Below are 16,551 nucleotides of genomic sequence, written 5' to 3' on the forward strand. Positions count from 1 at the left end.
CCGCGCTACTCGCCGACGTACCGCGCTACTCGCGACGTGTGGCGCTACTCGCGACGGACCGCCCTACTCCCGACGGACCGCCTTACTTGACGTTGACCCCGGTCTCAGGTGGCCGAGACCGCCTTCAGCTCCTCGCTGTCCGCGCCGAACAGGTCGGTCGCCGCCTTCTCGGTCGCGACGCGCGCGCCCGCGTAGTCCGTGGTGGAGGTCATGTAGACGGAGAGGGCCTTGTACCAGATCTGGTACGCCTTCTCCCGGCCGATGCCCGTCAGCGTCGAGCCGTCGGAGGTCGCGGAGTCGTAGTCGACGCCGTTGATCGTCTTCTTTCCGCTGCCCTCGGCGAGCAGGTAGAAGAAGTGGTTGGCGACGCCGGAGGAGTAGTGGACGTCGATGTCGCCGAGGTTCTCGGACCAGAAGTCGGCCGAGCTGCCGTCCTTGCTGGGCTTGTCCATGTAGCGCAGCGGGGTGCCGTCGCCGTTGATGTCGATCTTCTCGCCGATGAGGTAGTCCCCGGCGTCCGTCGCGTTGTCGGCGAAGAGCTCCACCGAGGCGCCCAGGATGTCGCTGGTCGCCTCGTTGAGGCCGCCGGACTCGCCCGCGTAGTCCAGGTCGGCGGTGGCGGAGGTGAGGCCGTGGGTCATCTCGTGGGCCGCGACGTCGATGGAGGTGAGGGCGTTCTTGTCGCCCTCGCCGTCGCCGTACGTCATGCAGAAGCAGCTGTCGTCCCAGAAGGCGTTGACGTAGTTCTCGCCGTAGTGGACCCGGGAGTAGGCGGCCTTGCCGTCGGTGGAGTGGGTTTTCCGTCTGAGCGGGCGGGCAGGGCCGGTGGCGTGACGGCCCCTCACACCCGCCGGAGCCCCCGGCCGCGAAGGCGGCCGGGGGCTCCGGTGAAGGGGGTGAAGCGGTGGTGCGCTCGGGTCAGAGGTTGACGCCGAAGTCCTGGGCGATGCCGCGCAGGCCGGAGGCGTACCCCTGGCCGACCGCGCGGAACTTCCACTCGGCGCCGTTGCGGTAGAGCTCGCCGAAGACCATGGCGGTCTCGGTGGCGGCGTCCTCGCTCAGGTCGTAGCGGGCGATCTCGGCGCCGCCGGCCTGGTTGAGGATGCGGATGAACGCGTTCCGGACCTGGCCGAAGTTCTGGCTGCGGTTCTCGGCGTCGTAGATGGAGACCGGGAAGACGATCTTGTCCACGTCGGCCGGCAGACCCGCCAGGTTGACGTTGATCTGCTCGTCGTCGCCCTCGCCCTCACCCGTGACGTTGTCACCGGTGTGCACGATGGTCTGGTCCGGCGTCGACTTGTTGTTGAAGAAGACGAAGTGGCCGTCCGAGACGACCTTCCCCGCCGGGTTGACCGCGATCGCCGAGGCGTCGAGGTCGAAGTCGGTGCCGGTGGTGGTGCGGACGTCCCAGCCGAGGCCGACCGTGACGGCGGTAAGGCCCGGTGCCTCCTTGGTGAGCGAGACGTTGCCGCCCTTGGACAGGCTTACTGCCATGGGAAGTCCCTTTCCTCGTCGTGTGCGGGCTTCGTGCCATCACGAAAGCTACCGTCACCCGTCATAACGCAAGCAGCAGACCACGAGGTTCCTGGTCGCTTTACTTTCTTTGCCGAACTTCGTCCCGAAGTGCAACCGGTCAGGGGACACGGTGAGGCCCGGTGCCCGCCCCGGGCGGACCCCGGCGTGCGATCCCGGGCGGGCCCGTGCGCGATCCCGTGGGCAAAAGAAGGTGACGGACGGGGTGCGGGGAAGGGACCATGGGTGTCATGTCCGGGCCCTATGTCATCCGCGGCTCGGTCTCCCTCCCGGAGGCCGAGCTCATGTGGCGTTTCTCGCGGTCCTCCGGGCCCGGCGGCCAGCACGTCAACACCAGCGACTCCCAGGTGGAGCTGCGCTTCGACCTGGCGGCGACCGACGCGTTCCCCGAGGTGTGGAAGGCGCGGGCGCTGGAGCGGCTCGCGAGCAGGCTGGTGGGCGGGGTGATCTCCGTACGGGCCTCCGAGCACCGCTCCCAGTGGCGCAACCGCGAGACGGCCGCTGTCCGCCTCGCCGCACTCCTCGCCGAGGCCACGGCACCGCCGCCCAAGCCCCGGATCAAACGCAAGATCCCGCGCGGGATCAACGAGCGCAGACTGCGGGAGAAGAAGCAGCGCGGCGACACCAAGCGCGGGCGGTCGGGCCGCGACTGGTGATGCTCAGGCCCGCGATGGGTGGCGCTCAAGCCGCGACGGGTGATGCTCGGCCCGCGACGGGTGACGCTCAAGCCGCGACGGCTGACCCCCGGGGCCCTGTCCCGTCAGCCCAACTGGCGGTAGCGGCCCTTGAAGTACGCCAGCGGGTCGCCCTCCGGGCTCGGCAGCACCGCCGTGAGCACCCGCCCGATCACCAGGGTGTGGTCCCCGGCCACCACGCGCTGCTCGGTGCGGCACTCCAGCGTCGCCAGCGCCCCGCCGATCAGCGGCGCGTGCGTGACCTCGCCCCGTACGTACGGGACGTCCTCGAACAGCAGCCGGTCGCTGATCCGGCCCTTCATGGCGAACCGGCCCGCGATGTGCCGCTGGCTCGCGGCCAGGACGGAGACCGCCCACAGCGGCTGCTCGTCCAGCAGGTCGTCCATCCGGGAGCCGTTGCGCAGGCTCACCATCACCAGGGGCGGGTCCAGGGACACGGACATGAAGGCGGTCGCCGTCATGCCCACGTCCTCGCCCCGGCCGTCCTCGTCGAGGGGCGGTTCCTGGGCGGTGACCAGCACTACCCCGGCGGCCAGCCGCGCGAGGGCGGCACGGAACTCGTCGTTGCTCACTCCCCCAGCATGGGGGACGGTCTCGGGGCGCGGGGTGGGAGGCTTCGTCTGGAGCACACACCGACGCTAACCGCGGCGGACGGGCGGTCGCATCGGGCCAGGGGACCAGGCCGGTCCTAGGTCCTGTCGTCGAACTCCCGTCTGCCCCGCGGCGCCATGCACGCACTCTCGCCGCACCGGACCCACGCCCGAGTACGTCCAGTACGAGGACGTGAGCCCGGCACGCCGAGAGCACGCACCTGACCCCCCAGGGCCGCCCTCCGGGCGACGACGGGAGTTCGACGACAGGGCTAGGACTCCGGAGGGGCCGCGTACGCGGGCGCACGAGCGGGCGACATCCGCGCGCACACGACGGGAACCGGGCCCTCCGGCCCCCCGCGCACCACGGGAGCCGACCCTTCCGGCTCCGCGCCGAACGGGAACGGCGACACTGAGTCACCACCATCACCCGGCCATCTGTTGTGACTTGAGTCACAGAGTCCATTTTCTGCTGACCCTGTGTACCGGGTGCACAGCTCACTGTGATTCAGTGGCCGTGACACTGCAACAAGTACGTCGATATGAAACCTGGAGTTGCTGTCGAGGTCTCGGGGAGTGCGAGCGATGGAGGCCGAGTCGGAACCGTACGTCCGCCTTGCGACCATGCGGCAGCTGCATCAGGCCGTCGCTGATCTCAATACGGCACGGAGTCTGGCGGACACGCTGCAGACCGTGGCCGACGGAATCGTCACCGGCCTCGGCTACGAGCTGGGCTGCGTGAACCTGGTCCGACCGGACGGCGACCTCGTCATCGCCGCCTTCGCGGGCAACGCCGCCGCCGAGGCCCTGATCACCGGGCGTGTCGGTTCCCGCGCCTCCTGGGAACGCCGGCTCTCCATGGGCGAGGCCTGGGACAGCCTCCGCTTCATCCCGCACACCGAGGGCTGGGTCCTCCTCGACGACGACGTACCCCAGTGGCACACCGAGGGACCCGAGCCCCGGTTCGAGGACGAGTGGCACCCCCTGGACCGGCTCTACGCGCCGATGTACGCCGCCGCGGGCGGCCGTGACCTCCTCGGGGTCATATCCGTCGACCGGCCGCGCAACGGGCGCCGCCCCGGAGCCTGGGGGCGCGAAGCGCTCCAGATGTACGCCTCCCAGGCCGCCATCGCGATCAGCAACGCCCGCCTGCGGGCCAACATGCAGCGTGCCCTGGTCCGCCTGGAGCGGGAGCAGCAGGCGCTGCGGGCCAGCGAGGAGTCCTTCCGGCAGGCCTTCGAGTACGCGCCCAGCGGCATGGCCATCGCGGAGATGGGCGGCGACCAGCAGGGCAGGCTGCTGCGCACCAACGACGCCCTGTGCCGGCTGCTCGGCCGCCCGGCCTCCGTGATGCGCCGCTACTCCTTCGCCGATCTGGTCCATCCCGAGGACATCGGCACCCTGCTGCGCACCTCGGCCGAGGGCGGCCGGGCCGAGCTGCGGCTGAGCCGCCGGGACGGCACCTATCTCTGGGTCTCGCTGCGCAATTCGGTCGTCGCCGACACCGCCGACGGGCCGCGCTTCCTGCTCACCCATGTCGAGGACATAGAGGAGCGCAAGCGGCACGAGCTGAACCTCGCCCACCGCGCCTCGCACGACGCCCTGACCGGGCTGCCCAACAGCGCCGAGCTGAAGTCGCGGCTCAGCGCCCGGATCTGCGAGCGGCCGCACTCCCCGGCCGCGACCGCGATCGAGGCGCTGGACGCGGCGTACGGGGACGTCGAGTCGTCCCTGACCCACGGCTACCAGGCCGACGGCTACGAGGGCGAGGCCGCCCCCGGCGGCGGCCCCTTCGACCACCATGTGCACACGGTGGCCCCGGATCCGGAGCACGACGACGGGACGAAGGGCCTCGCGGTCCTCTTCTGCGACCTCGACGGCTTCAAGTCCATCAACGACCGCTTCGGGCACCACACCGGCGACGCCGTGCTCATCGAGGTCGCCCGGCGGCTGAGCACCTGTGTGCGGGACGGTGACACCGTCGCCCGGCTCGGGGGTGACGAATTCGTCGTTCTCGCCGACGGCCTCGGGGCGGCGGACGCCGCTGACCTGGCCGTTCGCCTGAGAAATGCCATCATTCCGCCCATAAGGGTCGATGGTCGCGCGGTCCGGGTCGGGGCGAGTTTCGGCATCGGCTGGGCCGAGTGCGGAATGACCGTCGAAGAGGTCCTGCGCTCCGCCGACCAGCGGATGTACGTGGAAAAGCGGTCCCGGTCGAAGGTTCACCGCCGGGCCGGATGACGTTCACGGCCCGTTTCTCCCCCTACCCCGTACCCGTTCCCCGACGGCCGTCCGGGTCACTGAGCCCAATTCGGGGCTTGCTCCGTTCGAGGTAGGCTCGGCCGGTCGGCGACGGCTGGCGACATGGTGAGGAGTGACCCAGGGATGACGGCCGGAAACAACGGCGCGAGCAAGCCCGAGGACGACGATCCGTTCGGCTATCTGTACGCGGACGGACAGGCGGCAGGCGCCCAGCCGCCCGGCCAGGGCGGCTACGGCTACCCGGGGCCGGCCGCGCAGCCGGGCGTGCCCAGAACGTCCTACAACCAGGTGCGGGCCGTCGGCGAGCGCCAGTACGGGCAGCAGCAGGGCGGGTACGGCTACCCGCCCCAGCAGAGCTACGGCCAGCAGCCCCCGCAGCAGTACAACCGGCCGAACCCGCAGTACGCGGCCCCCGAGACCTACCCGGGCGGCGGGCCGGGCGGACAGCCTCCGGCGCAGGGGGGCCATGGCGGCGGTCCGGGCCGGGGCGGCCCGAACACCAAGGCGCTCCTGATCGCGGCCGTCGCCGTGCTCGCGGTCGTCGTCATCGGCATCGGCGCCGCCCTGCTCACGGGCGACGACGCCGACAAGAACGACGACAAGAACGAGGCGTCCTCCTCGCAGGGTCCCGCCGGCGAGGTCGAGCAGTCGAAGAAGCCGGAGAAGAAGCCCAAGGAGACGCCGAAGCCGGTCGAGCTGCCGAAGCAGGACGCGGCGACGCTGACGCTGGGCGGCACGGCGGCCCTGGACTCCACGGTCAAGGGCGCCAAGGGCGCCAACGGCAACTACATCAACCTGAACGAGGTCGGCCGGTCGGCCACCTGGAAGGTCGAGGTTCCCGAGGCCGGCGCGTACACCCTGTACGTGACCTACGGCGTGCCCGGCAAGGACGCGAAGACGACCCTGACGGTCAACGCGCAGGAGCCGCGCTCCATCAACATGAAGAACTTCGCGCAGGCCCCCGAGGGCGATCTCGAGAAGGGCTGGACGAACACGTACGCGTACGTCCAGCTCGACAAGGGCTCCAACACCCTCAAGCTGTCGTGCGAGACGGGCGACCAGTGCGACGCCAATCTCGACCAGCTGGAGCTGAAGTCCGGCCACATCAAGAGCTAGACACGCGTGTGCGCGACGACGCCCTGACCGCCCCCGAGGTGGTCAGGGCGTCGGCGTGAGCGGCTCCACCGTGACGCGCGGCAGCAGCTCCGCGTAGGCCGCCGCGTCGAACTCGCCGGCCGTCGGGGCCAGCACGGTCGCCGTCGACAGGGCCACCGCCCGGGCGAGGCGCTCCGGCCAGTCGAGGCCCTCGGCCAGGGCGGACAGCAGTCCGGCCACCGCGGAGTCGCCCGCCCCGGTCGGGTTGCCGCGCACGGGGGCGGGCGGGGCGGCCCGCCAGACGCCGTCCGGGGTGAGGGCGAGCACCCCCTCCGGGCCCAGGGACGCGATCACGGACTGGGCCCCGCGGCGGCGGGCGTCGCGGGCGGCGCGCAGCGGTTCGCGGGAGCCGGTCAGCCGGGCCAGCTCCTCGGCGTTCGGCTTGACCAGGTCGGGGCGGGCGGCGATGCCCCGGCGCAGCGGTTCTCCGCTGGTGTCCAGGAGCACGGGCACGGCGGCGGCGCGGGCGATCCGGACCAGGTCCGCGTAAGCCCCGACATGGATGCCGGGCGGCAGGCTGCCGCAGAGCGCGACGGCGTCGGCTCCGGCGAGCAGCTCCTCGTACGTCCGCAGGAAGGCGGCCCATTCGGCGGGGCTCACCTGCGGTCCGGGTTCGTTGAGCTGGGTGGTGTCGCCGGTCGAGCGGTCGGTGACCGCCAGGGTGCGGCGGGTGTTCCCGGCGACGGGCACGAGGGCGTCGCGCGGCGGGAGCGGGGCCAGCAGCGAGCGCAGGACGTCCCCGGTCGGGCCTCCGACGAAGCCGGTGACGACGCAGTCGTGGCCCAGCGCGCCGAGGACCCGGGCGACGTTGAGGCCCTTGCCGCCGGGGCGTTCGGTGACCTCGCCGACCCGGTGGCTGCGGTGCGGGACGAGCGCGTCGACGGTGTACGTCACGTCGAGCGCGGTGTTCAGAGTGACGGTCAGGATCACCTCTGCCGGCCCCTCCTTCGGTGCATGGGCCCAACGGCGCGCGCATCCGTCCGCGGCGCGCCCATCTGATGATCAGGTCAAAGCGATGGCGGTCGGCCCAGTCCCGCCGGCCGACCGCCATCGCTTCGTTACGCGCTCACCGCGCGGGCTGTGCGCTCACCGCGTGGGCTGCGCGCTCACCGCGTGGGCTACGCGGTCTTCGGCTCGATGATCCACTCGCCCCGGCGCATGACGCCCTTGAGGACGAAGTCCTCGTCGAGGACGACCAGGTCGGCGTCCTTGCCCGCCTCCAGCGAGCCGACCCGGTCGTGGACGCCGAGCAGCCGGGCGGGGTTGGCGGAGATGGACCGGACGACGTCCTCGACGGGGATCCTGTCGATGGTGACGGCCCGGCGGAACGCGGTGTCCAGGGTGAGCGTGGAGCCCGCGATCGAGCCGCCCTCCACCAGCCGGGCCACCCCGTCGGTGACCTCGACCGCGAGCGGGCCGAGCTCGTACTTGCCGTCGCCGAAGCCGGCGGCGTCCATCGCGTCGGTGATCAGCGCGACGCGGGCCGCGCCCTTGTGGCGGTAGGCCAGCTCCAGGACGGCCGGGTGCAGATGCGTGCCGTCGTTGATCAGCTCGACGGTGATCCGGTCGTCCTCCAGGAGGGCGGCGATCGGGCCGGGGTCGCGGTGGGCGAGCGGCGGCATCGCGTTGAACAGGTGCGTGGCGACGGTCGCGCCCGCCTCGATGGCCTCGACGGTCTGCTCGTACGTCGCGTCCGTGTGGCCGATCGCGGCGATGACCCCGTGCTCGGCGAGCAGCCGTACGGAGTCGATGCCGCCGGGCAGCTCGGTGGCGAGGGTGAACATCCGGGCGGTGCCGCGCGCGGCGTCCAGCAGCTTGCGGACGTCGGCCGGGTCCGGGTCGCGCAGCAGCTCCTCGCTGTGGGCGCCCTTGCGGCACGGGGAGATGAAGGGGCCCTCGAAGTGGATGCCGGCCAGGTCGCCCTGCTCGACCAGCTCGGACAGGACGCCCGCGCGCCGGGCGAGGAAGTCCATCTCGCCGGTGACCGTGGAGGCGACCATCGTGGTGGTGCCGTGCTCGCGGTGCGTATGGATGCCCGTGAGGACCTCGTCGACGGTGCCGGAGGTGAAGGAGGCCCCACCGCCGCCGTGGTTGTGCATGTCCACGAAGCCGGGGACCACCCAGTGGCCGCTGAGGTCGATGGTCCGGGCGCCCTCCGGTGCGGAACCGGCGATCCGGGTGGACTCGACGGTCACCCGGCCGTCCTCGACGGTGCCGGTGGGGAGCACCACCCGGGCGCCGGCGAGAACGGTGCTGTCTGCTGCGCGTCCGGCCATCAGGCGGAAACCTCCGTGGAGAGTAGATCCCAGGCGAGCAGCCCCGCGCCCAGGCATCCGGCGGTGTCCCCGAGGGCCGCCGGGACGATGTGGGGCAGTTTCTGGAACGTGACGCGTTCCTCGACGGCCGCACGCAGTGGTGTGAACAAGGTTTCCCCGGCTTCGGCGAGTCCGCCACCGATGATGAGCGTGCCCGGGTCGAGGAGGGTGAGCGCGGTGACGAGGCCGGCGGCGAGCGCGTCGATCGCGTCCTGCCAGACCCGGACCGCCGCCGGGTCGCCGGACTCGACGGCCTTCGCGCAGTCTGCGGCGTCCGCCCCGGGGTCCCCGGAGGCGGCGGCCCAGGCCCGGGTCACCGCGGCGGCCGAGGCCAGGGTCTCCAGACAGCCGCGCTGGCCGCAGCTGCAGTCGGGGCCGTCCGGGCGGACCACGATGTGGCCGATCTCGCCCGCGTCCCCGTGGGCGCCCGCCTCGATCGCGCCCGCGATGCCGATGGCCCCGGCGATGCCGGTGCCCAGCGGGACGAACAGGAAGCGGTCCGTGCCCCGCCCGGCCCCGATCCGGCCCTCGGCGAGCCCGCCGGTGCGGACGTCGTGGCCGAGGGCGACGGGGACGCCGAGGCGCTCGCCGAGGAGGGCGCGCAACGGTACGTCGCGCCAGCCCAGGTTCGCGGCGTACACCGCGATGCCCTTCTCGGCGTCGACGATGCCGGGCACGGCGACCCCGGCGGCGACGGCGCTCTCGCCGAGGTGCTCCTCGCCGTGGGCCCGCAGGTCCGCCGCGAACCCGAGGATGGTCTCGACGACCGCGTCGGCGCCGCGCTCCCGGCCGGTGGCTCGCCGCGCCTCGTGGAGGAGGGTGCCGTCGGTCCCGACCAGAGCGGCCTTCATTCCTGTGCCGCCCACATCGAGGGCGATGACATGTCTCACGGGAGACAGTTTCGCCCGCCGACCCCCAAAAGGTCTAGTCCACTAGCGAGGTTTGTTGCGCACCCATACAAAATGATGAAGGAGTGAAGACCGGTCTTTTTCTGCCGGAAAGTCACGCATGGGGACCCCAGGACCGGGGGGAATCGGCTCAAAGGTCTGGACCAAGATACGGGCAGAGGCCCTCGACTGCCAGTGCGCGTAAGCCAGTTGTGGCCCCCGAGACCTGTATACGATGCCGAAGCGATACGCCGGTGGTGTAGACCTTCGCGTCGCCAATGGGGGAAAATCGCAGTTCATCCGGACGGTGCCCAGGACAGGGCGGCACTGCCGCGGCCGAACGGAGGCCGGGGCCGGCGCCGTGCGCGCCGTCCGTGAGACAGGTGATCAACGAGGATGGGCGAGGCTGTGCAGCGGCGCTTTGTGGGTCTGACCGCGGTGGTGGCCGCGTTGACAATGACGGCGACGTTGGCGGGCTGCGGCGGTGACGGCGGCTCGGGCGACGTCACGCTCAAGCTGGTCGCCGCCGACTACGGCACCAGCCCGGAGAACAGTTCCGAGAAGTACTGGAGCGGAGTCGCGGCGGGCTTCGAGAAGGAGCACCCCGGCATCAAGGTCGACGTCACCGTCCTGCACTGGAAGGACGTCGACCGCGAGGTCGCCGCCATGGTCAAGGCCGGCAACGCCCCGGACGTCGCCCAGATCGGCGCGTACGCGGACTACGCCAAGGCGGGCAAGCTCTACACCGCCGACGAGACGCTCGCGATCCGCACCACGGCGAACTTCCTGCCGAGGCTCGCCGACGCGGGCAAGATCGACGGCACGCTGTACGGCCTGCCCTTCGTCGCCAGCACCCGACTGCTCTTCTACAACAAGAAGCTCTTCGACGAGGCGGGGCTGGGCGCCCCGAGACCTGGGACGACATCCGGAGCGACGCCGCCGCGCTCGAGGCGAAGGGCGTCGACTACCCCTTCGCCCTGCCGCTCGGCCAGGAGGAGGCCCAGGCCGAGACCCTGATGTGGCTCCTCAGCGGTGGCGGCGGCTACACGGACGACGTCGGCGCGTACGACCTCGACTCGGCCCAGAACGTCGCCACGTTCCGCTGGCTGCGGGACAACCTCGTCGGCGAGGGCCTCACCGGACCGGTCGAGCCCAGCAAGCTGGACCGGGCGAAGGCCTTCGAGGCGTTCGCCGACGGCGAGGTCGGCATGCTCAACGGCCACCCCACCCTGATGGACAAGGCCGAGGCCAAGGGCATCAAGGTCGGCATGGTGCCGCTGCCCGGCTTCGACGGCCCGACCAAGGGCTCCATGGGCGTGGCCGACTGGATGATGGGCTTCAAGGAGAACGGCCACCGCCAGGAGATAGGCAAGTTCCTCGACTACGCCTACTCCGACGAGAACGTGCTGGAGTTCGCCGAGAGTTACGACCTGCTCCCGGTGACCGGCAGCGCCTCCGCCGCGATGGAGACCGACAAGAAGCACAAGAAGCTGCGCCCGTTCCTGGCGGCCCTGCCGAACTCGACGCTCATCCCCTACGGCAAGACGTCCTGGGCCACGGTCAGCGACGGGATCAAGAAGAAGATCGGCACCGCGGTCGCGCCGGGCAGCAACCCCGAGAGCATCCTCGGCGAGCTCGCCACCGAGGCGTCACAGGCGGAGGCCGCCGAGTAGCGGTCGCGGGCGCGGTGTCGGGGGTGGGCGTTAGGTTGGTCGATATGACCGCCCCCGACCACGAGCACCGCGCCCCCCGGGCCGAGCCCGCCCCCGACGCCGGCGGACTGTCCGTACGGGACCGGGCGGTGCTGGCCCTGGAGCGGCGGCCCTGGGCGGGGCCCGGGGCGAAGGAGCGGGCGATCCGCGAGGAGCTCGGGATCTCGCCGGTCCGCTACTACCAGCTGCTGAACGCGCTGATCGACGACGAGCGGGCGCTGCGCGAGGACCCGGTCGCGGTCAACCGGCTGCGGCGTGTGCGCGACGCGAAGCGTGGGCGGCGCTGAGCGCGGGGTGATCGGGGGCTCCGCCCCCGGGCCCCCGCTCCTCGATCGCCGGAGGGGCCTGATCCCCCCGGAGGGGCTTGATCCCCCCGGAGGGGCTTGAATCCCCCTTACGGGGCGCAGCCCAGCACCAGGTCCACCGCCTGGTCCAGGCGGGCCCGTTCCGGGTCGGTCAGATGCGGGTTCGCCCGCTGGTGGGCGCGGGCGAGGGACAGATCGGCGGCCGACGCGCCGCCGTCGTCGGAGAGTTCCGCCAGGAGCGCCGTCAGCAGGGGCCGGACGCCCGCCCCGGCGGGTAGCTCCGGGTCGAGCGCGGTCCGGGCCAGGGTCAGCGCCGACATCGCCCGGTCGAGGCCGGGCGGGCCCTCCGCCGCGGTGGACCAGTCGATCACCACCGCGCCCCCCTCCGTCAGCACCACGTTCTCCGGACGCAGATCCAAGTGGAGCACGCAGTCCTCCGGGTCGGCCGAGACCCGGGGCGGTATGGCGTGGAGCTCGCGCAGCAGCCGGGCGAGCAGCGCACCCGCCTCGGCCGCCCCCCAGCGCCCCGCCCGCAGGGCCTCGGCCAGGGTCGGGCCGGTCAGCCGCTGGAGCACCAGGTCCGTGGGGCGGGCCCCTTCGGCGGGCGGACCGATGCGCGGCACCGGGAAGCCGAAGGCGCCGACGTAACTCATCACGGCCAGCTCCTCCGTGATGTCGGTGCGGTCCCGGTAGCGGCGAAGGACCCAGGAGCCGTCGAGTGCGTACACGTCGGCGGTGCGTCCCGAGCCCAGAAGTTGGCCTGTGTGCATGGGGCCGAACCTACCCGGGCGCCCCGCCGAAAGGGAGACGCGATCAGGCTTCGCCCGGCAGGGCCGCGAAATCGGCTCCGTACCCGCTCGCGGGGTGGGCCGAAGCACGCGCCGCGCGGCCCCATAACGCGGAGGGAGGGGGGTGAACGGGATCTCCTGCGCCGGGTGTCGCCGCCGCTACGGTTTCGGCAATTCCCTGGTCCGGACCAACCCCAGCCGGACCTGGACACCCCCAGAACCAAGGAGAGTGACGTGGAGAGAACCACGCTCCGCAGACGCGCCCTCGCCGCCGGCACCGCCACGGTGGCCGTGGGTGCGCTCGCCCTCGCCGGGCTGACCGGCGTGGCGTCCGCCGACCCCGCGGCCACCGCCGTTCCGCCGGTCTCCGCCGACAGCCTGTCGCCCGGCATGCTGGCCGCCCTGGAGCGCGACCTCGGCCTCGACGCGGACGACGCCCGCAGCCGGATAGCCAACGAGTACCGCGCCGCCGCCGTCGCCGCCGGGCTGGAGAAGTCCCTCGGCGCCAGCTTCGCCGGAGCCCGGGTCAGCGGCGCGAAGGCGACTCTGACCGTCGCCACCACCGACGCCTCCGAGGCCGCCCGGATCACCGACGCCGGAGCGCGTGCCGAGGTCGTCGGCCACAGCCTGGACCGGCTCGAAGGCGTCAGGAAGACCCTCGACAAGGCCGCGCTGACCAAGGCGCCCAAGAACGTGCCCGTCTGGTACGTCGACGTCGAGACCAACCGGGTCGTCGTCAACGCCGCCAGCACCGCCGCAGGCCAGGCGTTCCTCAAGGCGGCCGGGGTCGACAGCGGCCTCGTCACCGTCGCCAGGTCCGCCGAACAGCCCCGCGCCCTCGCCGACATCCGGGGAGGCGACGCGTACTACATGAACGGCTCCGGCCGCTGTTCCGTCGGCTTCTCGGTGACGCGCGGCACCCAGGGCGGCTTCGCCACCGCCGGCCACTGCGGCCGCGTCGGCACCACCACCAACGGCGTCAACCAGCAGGCCCAGGGCTCCTTCCAGGGCTCGACGTTCCCGGGCCGCGACATGGCCTGGGTCGCCACCAACACCAACTGGACCCCGCGTCCGCTGGTGAACGGCTACGGGCGGGGCGACGTCACCGTCGCCGGCTCCACCGCCGCGGTCGTCGGCGCCTCGGTCTGCCGCTCCGGCTCCACCACCGGCTGGCACTGCGGCACCATCCAGCAGCTGAACACCAGCGTCACCTACCCGGAGGGCACCATCTCCGGGGTGACCCGCACCAGTGTCTGCGCCGAACCGGGCGACTCCGGCGGCTCCTACATCTCCGGCAACCAGGCACAGGGCGTCACCTCCGGCGGCTCGGGCAACTGCTCCTCCGGAGGTACGACGTACTTCCAGCCCATCAACCCGCTGCTCCAGACGTACGGGCTGACCCTGGTCACCGGCGGCGGCGGTACGCCGACGGACCCGCCCACCACCCCGCCGACCGACCCGCCCGGCGGGACCTGGGCGGCCGGCACCGCGTACGCCGCCGGCGCCACGGTGACGTACGGCGGAGCCACCTACCGCTGCCTCCAGGCGCACACGGCCCAGCCCGGCTGGAACCCGGCCGACGTGCCCGCGCTCTGGCAGCGGGTCTGACCCCACCGGTCCCGGGTCCGACCGCCCCGGGACCGGTCCCGCACCACCGAACCTCCTGAACCTCCCACCTCCCGCCTCCCCGCGTCGAGGAACCCCGAGGACTCCGAGGAAACCGTCATGACCCCACAAATGGACAACCCAACCCCCCATGAGCAGAACGCGTCCGACGCAACGTCGGGGGACCGGCGGCGGATCAGCCGCAAAGGCCTCCTGAAGGCCGCGTTCGTCGCGAGCGCCGCGCCCCTGCTCGCCGGAGGGGGCGTCGCGCTCGCCCGGGACGCCGCCTCGTCCGGGAACGGGCCGCTGGCCCCGACCCCGGAGTGCGACGACGGCGACGACACGACGCCGCCGCAGATGGAGGGGCCGTACTTCAAGCCCAACTCGCCGCGCCGCACCAGCCTGGTGACCCCGAGCACCCCCGGCGTGCCGCTCACCGTGAGCGGCTACGTCTTCGGCCGGGCCTGCCGTCCCATCTCCGGGGCGCTGCTCGACTTCTGGCAGGCCGACACCAACGGGTCCTACGACATGGCCCAGTTCGCCTTCCGGGGGCATCAGTTCACCGGCACGGACGGGTCGTTCAGCCTCACCACCATCGTGGCGGGCCTCTACCCGGGCCGTACCCGGCACATCCACGTGAAGGCGCAGGCGCCCGGCGGGCGCATCCTCACCACCCAGCTGTACTTCCCCAACGAGCCGCGCAACAACACCGACGCGCTGTTCGATCCCGAGCTGCTGATGAACGTCCGCACCGTCGGGAACGGACGCCAGGGCACCTTCGACTTCGTGCTGGACGTCGCCCAGACGCCCGGCCCGACCGATCCGCCCACCGATCCGCCGGGCGGCACCTGGTCGTCCGGCACCTCCTACCGCGCGGGTGACCGCGTGACGTACGGCGGGGTCGCCTACCGCTGTCTGCAGGCGCACCGGGCCATGTCGGGCTGGGAGCCGCCGAACGTCCCCGCGTTGTGGGAACGCGGGTAGACGAGGACACAGCGAGCGCACCACCGCCCGCGCCCCGTTCACGCCGTCCGGCGCGTGAACGGGGCGCTTCTCGCGTTTCCCCGCCCCCGCGAGGTGGTCCGGCCCCGGGCCCGGAAAAGTTCTCGCGGATCGTCCGAAACATTTGCCCGCCCCCGCCGCGTCGTACAGGGGGAAGGGCGGAACGGACGGACGGGGGAGTGCGTGAGGGCGTCGCGTACCGAGGAGTTCAAGGTGTTCGCGGCCGGCCGGGCCGGCCATCTGTTCCGCTCGGCCTGCCTGCTGACCAGCGGCGATGTACATCTCGCCGAGGACCTGGTGCAGGAGACGCTGAGCCGGATGTACGTGCTGTGGGGCCGGGCCCGCAGGATCGACAACCCGGCGGCGTACGCGCAGACCGTGCTCGTACGGACCTTCCTGACCCACCGGCGACGCCGCTCCGCGAGCGAACGCCCGCTGGCCGAACTGCCCGAGGGCGCTCAGGCCGCCCCCGACGACCCGGCGCTGCGGATGACGCTGCTCCGGGCCCTGGCCCAACTGGCCCCCAAGGACCGGGCCGTCGTAGTGCTGCGGTACTGGGAGGACCGGAGCATCGAGGAGACCGCCGCCGCCCTCCAGGTCAGCTCCGCCGCCGTACGGACCCGCTGTGTGCGGGCCCTCGGGCGGCTGCGTGAACTGCTGGGCGGCAGCATCGCGGAGTTCGCCGCCCGCTGACCTCCGGCGGCCTCCGGCCTCCGGCCGCCTGCCCGACCGGCCCCGTGGGCCGTCAACCGTCGATCATCCAGAACGAGAAGTGGTGGTTCCCCATGCCCAGTGAAGACGAGCAGCCGTTCGAGGACGGCCTCGGTACGGAAATCCGCCGTGCCGGAGAGACCTTCGAGCTGTCCGGCCGCGGCGCCCTGGTGGACAGCGCGCTGGAACACGGCCGGCGCGCCGTGCGTCGCCGTCGTGCCGCCGCCGTGGCGGGCAGTGTGCTGACCCTGGCCCTCGTCGGCGGCGGGGTCACGTTCGCCACTGGGCAGCTGGGCGCCTCCGGCGACGGGGCGAACGTCGCGAGCAGTGGCCCGATCCCGCAGACGGCCGCCACCCCCGCGGACGCTGCCACCCCCACGCCGACGGCCGCGCCCACGGACGCCACGACGGCCACACCGTCGGCGGCGCCCCCGGCCCCGACCCCGGACGCGCCGGCGCCCACCGCCAAGGACACCGCGCGCATCGGCGAGCCCTCGCCGGACCCGGCCTCGCGCGGAACGCACGATGCGGGGGAGCCGGCGCCGGCGCTCGACTATTCGCTGCTGATGCCCACCTTCCGCTCGCTGCTTCCCGACGGCCTCTCCGTGGGCGAGGAGACGGGCAGCGGGGGAGAGTTCGCGTCGGTCGTCGTCAACGACGGCGAGGGCCGGTCCCTCGTGCAGATCAATGTGCAGCGCGACATGCGGGACGTCGCCGACCAGCTGTACCGCGAGGCGGCCACCCTGCCGGACGGCACCCTGCTCGCCACCTCGAAGAAGCCCGGTGAGAAGGGCGGACCGGGAGTGGTCATGTGGACGGCCGACACGATGCGCCCCGACGGTATGCGGGTCGTCGTCTCGGCCTTCAACTCCGGCGAGCAGTCGAGCCCCGCCACCCGGCCCGCGCCCGCGCTCACGATGGACCAGCTCACCGCCCTGGCCATCAGCCCGGAATGGCCCAGGCTCCAGCAGCGGTAAGGGACGTCCGGCGC

Annotated in this window: 14 protein-coding genes and 2 pseudogenes; 9 read left to right on the plus strand and 7 right to left on the minus strand. The window is 72.4% G+C overall.

Translation table 11 applies throughout. The features are described from left to right. Positions 1-82: 82 nt before the first annotated feature. Together AC3CH1_RS07825 and AC3CH1_RS07830 are read right to left on the minus strand one after the other, a co-directional pair. A pseudogene (locus AC3CH1_RS07825) lies at positions 83-785 on the minus strand (M4 family metallopeptidase); the annotation flags it as partial. A 133-nt stretch (positions 786-918) separates the two neighbouring features. Continuing rightward, positions 919-1,494 (minus strand): TerD family protein, encoded by a 576-nt coding sequence (locus AC3CH1_RS07830; protein WP_018959769.1) that lies wholly within the window; start codon positions 1,492-1,494, stop codon positions 919-921. Between the two features lie 260 nt (positions 1,495-1,754). On the opposite strand from AC3CH1_RS07830, the gene arfB reads away from it, so the two are divergent. Next, positions 1,755-2,189 carry an alternative ribosome rescue aminoacyl-tRNA hydrolase ArfB gene (arfB, locus tag AC3CH1_RS07835; RefSeq protein WP_403762553.1) on the plus strand — a complete coding sequence of 145 codons (435 nt, stop codon included), beginning with the start codon at positions 1,755-1,757 and terminating at the stop codon, positions 2,187-2,189. A gap of 104 nt (positions 2,190-2,293) precedes the next feature. Here the strand turns inward: arfB and AC3CH1_RS07840 are convergent, their stop codons facing one another. Beyond that, positions 2,294-2,800 carry a flavin reductase family protein gene (locus AC3CH1_RS07840; protein ID WP_403762550.1) on the minus strand — a complete coding sequence of 169 codons (507 nt, stop codon included), beginning with the start codon at positions 2,798-2,800 and terminating at the stop codon, positions 2,294-2,296. Positions 2,801-3,403: 603 nt separating this feature from the next. Here AC3CH1_RS07840 and cdgB point away from each other — a divergent pair. Together cdgB and AC3CH1_RS07850 are read left to right on the plus strand one after the other, a co-directional pair. Continuing rightward, entirely contained in the window at positions 3,404-5,059 is a 1,656-nt protein-coding gene (gene cdgB, locus AC3CH1_RS07845) for a diguanylate cyclase CdgB (RefSeq protein ID WP_488462257.1), read from the plus strand. A 144-nt stretch (positions 5,060-5,203) separates the two neighbouring features. Continuing rightward, positions 5,204-6,196 carry a carbohydrate-binding protein gene (locus AC3CH1_RS07850; protein ID WP_488462258.1) on the plus strand — a complete coding sequence of 331 codons (993 nt, stop codon included), beginning with the start codon at positions 5,204-5,206 and terminating at the stop codon, positions 6,194-6,196. A 42-nt stretch (positions 6,197-6,238) separates the two neighbouring features. Here AC3CH1_RS07850 and AC3CH1_RS07855 read toward each other — a convergent pair whose 3' ends face one another. From AC3CH1_RS07855 to AC3CH1_RS07865, 3 genes are all read right to left on the minus strand, one after another. Continuing rightward, positions 6,239-7,165 (minus strand): 1-phosphofructokinase family hexose kinase, encoded by a 927-nt coding sequence (locus tag AC3CH1_RS07855; RefSeq protein ID WP_488462259.1) that lies wholly within the window; start codon positions 7,163-7,165, stop codon positions 6,239-6,241. Between the two features lie 188 nt (positions 7,166-7,353). Next, complete coding sequence (gene nagA / locus AC3CH1_RS07860; protein WP_488462260.1) at positions 7,354-8,511, minus strand: N-acetylglucosamine-6-phosphate deacetylase; 1,158 nt, start codon at positions 8,509-8,511, stop codon at positions 7,354-7,356. Continuing rightward, on the minus strand, positions 8,511-9,401 hold the full coding sequence (locus AC3CH1_RS07865; RefSeq protein ID WP_488462456.1) for an ROK family protein: 891 nt from the start codon (positions 9,399-9,401) through the stop codon (positions 8,511-8,513). The genes nagA and AC3CH1_RS07865 overlap by 1 nt, the downstream gene beginning before the upstream one ends. A gap of 492 nt (positions 9,402-9,893) precedes the next feature. Here AC3CH1_RS07865 and AC3CH1_RS07870 point away from each other — a divergent pair. Continuing rightward, positions 9,894-11,110, plus strand: a pseudogene (locus tag AC3CH1_RS07870) (extracellular solute-binding protein). A 44-nt stretch (positions 11,111-11,154) separates the two neighbouring features. Then, a complete protein-coding gene (locus AC3CH1_RS07875; protein WP_488462261.1) occupies positions 11,155-11,436 on the plus strand; it encodes a DUF3263 domain-containing protein in 282 nt (93 codons plus the stop codon). 107 nt (positions 11,437-11,543) lie between these two features. Here the strand turns inward: AC3CH1_RS07875 and AC3CH1_RS07880 are convergent, their stop codons facing one another. Then, on the minus strand, positions 11,544-12,224 hold the full coding sequence (locus tag AC3CH1_RS07880) for a phosphotransferase (RefSeq protein ID WP_488462262.1): 681 nt from the start codon (positions 12,222-12,224) through the stop codon (positions 11,544-11,546). 252 nt (positions 12,225-12,476) lie between these two features. On the opposite strand from AC3CH1_RS07880, the gene AC3CH1_RS07885 reads away from it, so the two are divergent. The 4 genes from AC3CH1_RS07885 (at position 12,477) to AC3CH1_RS07900 (ending at position 16,537) form a co-directional block, all read left to right on the plus strand. After that, complete coding sequence (locus tag AC3CH1_RS07885; RefSeq protein ID WP_488462263.1) at positions 12,477-13,850, plus strand: alpha-lytic protease prodomain-containing protein; 1,374 nt, start codon at positions 12,477-12,479, stop codon at positions 13,848-13,850. Positions 13,851-13,979: 129 nt separating this feature from the next. Next, positions 13,980-14,831 carry a dioxygenase family protein gene (locus AC3CH1_RS07890; protein ID WP_488462264.1) on the plus strand — a complete coding sequence of 284 codons (852 nt, stop codon included), beginning with the start codon at positions 13,980-13,982 and terminating at the stop codon, positions 14,829-14,831. Between the two features lie 201 nt (positions 14,832-15,032). Continuing rightward, positions 15,033-15,542, plus strand: coding sequence for a SigE family RNA polymerase sigma factor (locus AC3CH1_RS07895; protein WP_488462265.1), 510 nt, complete (start codon positions 15,033-15,035; stop codon positions 15,540-15,542). A gap of 92 nt (positions 15,543-15,634) precedes the next feature. Further along, positions 15,635-16,537, plus strand: coding sequence for a hypothetical protein (locus AC3CH1_RS07900; RefSeq protein WP_488462266.1), 903 nt, complete (start codon positions 15,635-15,637; stop codon positions 16,535-16,537). Positions 16,538-16,551 lie beyond the last annotated feature (14 nt).

Source organism: Streptomyces sp. MGP-P1 (genome assembly GCF_057766565.1).

What these genes read in the sequence shown, in the direction of transcription:
- AC3CH1_RS07830 (WP_018959769.1), bottom strand. Translation starts at nt 1,494, where the DNA reads ATGGCAGTAAGCCTGTCCAAGGGCGGCAACGTCTCGCTCACCAAGGAG.
- arfB (WP_403762553.1), top strand. Translation starts at nt 1,755, where the DNA reads ATGGGTGTCATGTCCGGGCCCTATGTCATCCGCGGCTCGGTCTCCCTC.
- cdgB (WP_488462257.1), top strand. Translation starts at nt 3,404, where the DNA reads ATGGAGGCCGAGTCGGAACCGTACGTCCGCCTTGCGACCATGCGGCAG.
- AC3CH1_RS07850 (WP_488462258.1), top strand. Translation starts at nt 5,204, where the DNA reads ATGACGGCCGGAAACAACGGCGCGAGCAAGCCCGAGGACGACGATCCG.
- nagA (WP_488462260.1), bottom strand. Translation starts at nt 8,511, where the DNA reads ATGGCCGGACGCGCAGCAGACAGCACCGTTCTCGCCGGCGCCCGGGTG.
- AC3CH1_RS07865 (WP_488462456.1), bottom strand. Translation starts at nt 9,401, where the DNA reads ATGAAGGCCGCTCTGGTCGGGACCGACGGCACCCTCCTCCACGAGGCG.
- AC3CH1_RS07875 (WP_488462261.1), top strand. Translation starts at nt 11,155, where the DNA reads ATGACCGCCCCCGACCACGAGCACCGCGCCCCCCGGGCCGAGCCCGCC.
- AC3CH1_RS07880 (WP_488462262.1), bottom strand. Translation starts at nt 12,224, where the DNA reads ATGCACACAGGCCAACTTCTGGGCTCGGGACGCACCGCCGACGTGTAC.
- AC3CH1_RS07890 (WP_488462264.1), top strand. Translation starts at nt 13,980, where the DNA reads ATGGACAACCCAACCCCCCATGAGCAGAACGCGTCCGACGCAACGTCG.
- AC3CH1_RS07900 (WP_488462266.1), top strand. Translation starts at nt 15,635, where the DNA reads ATGCCCAGTGAAGACGAGCAGCCGTTCGAGGACGGCCTCGGTACGGAA.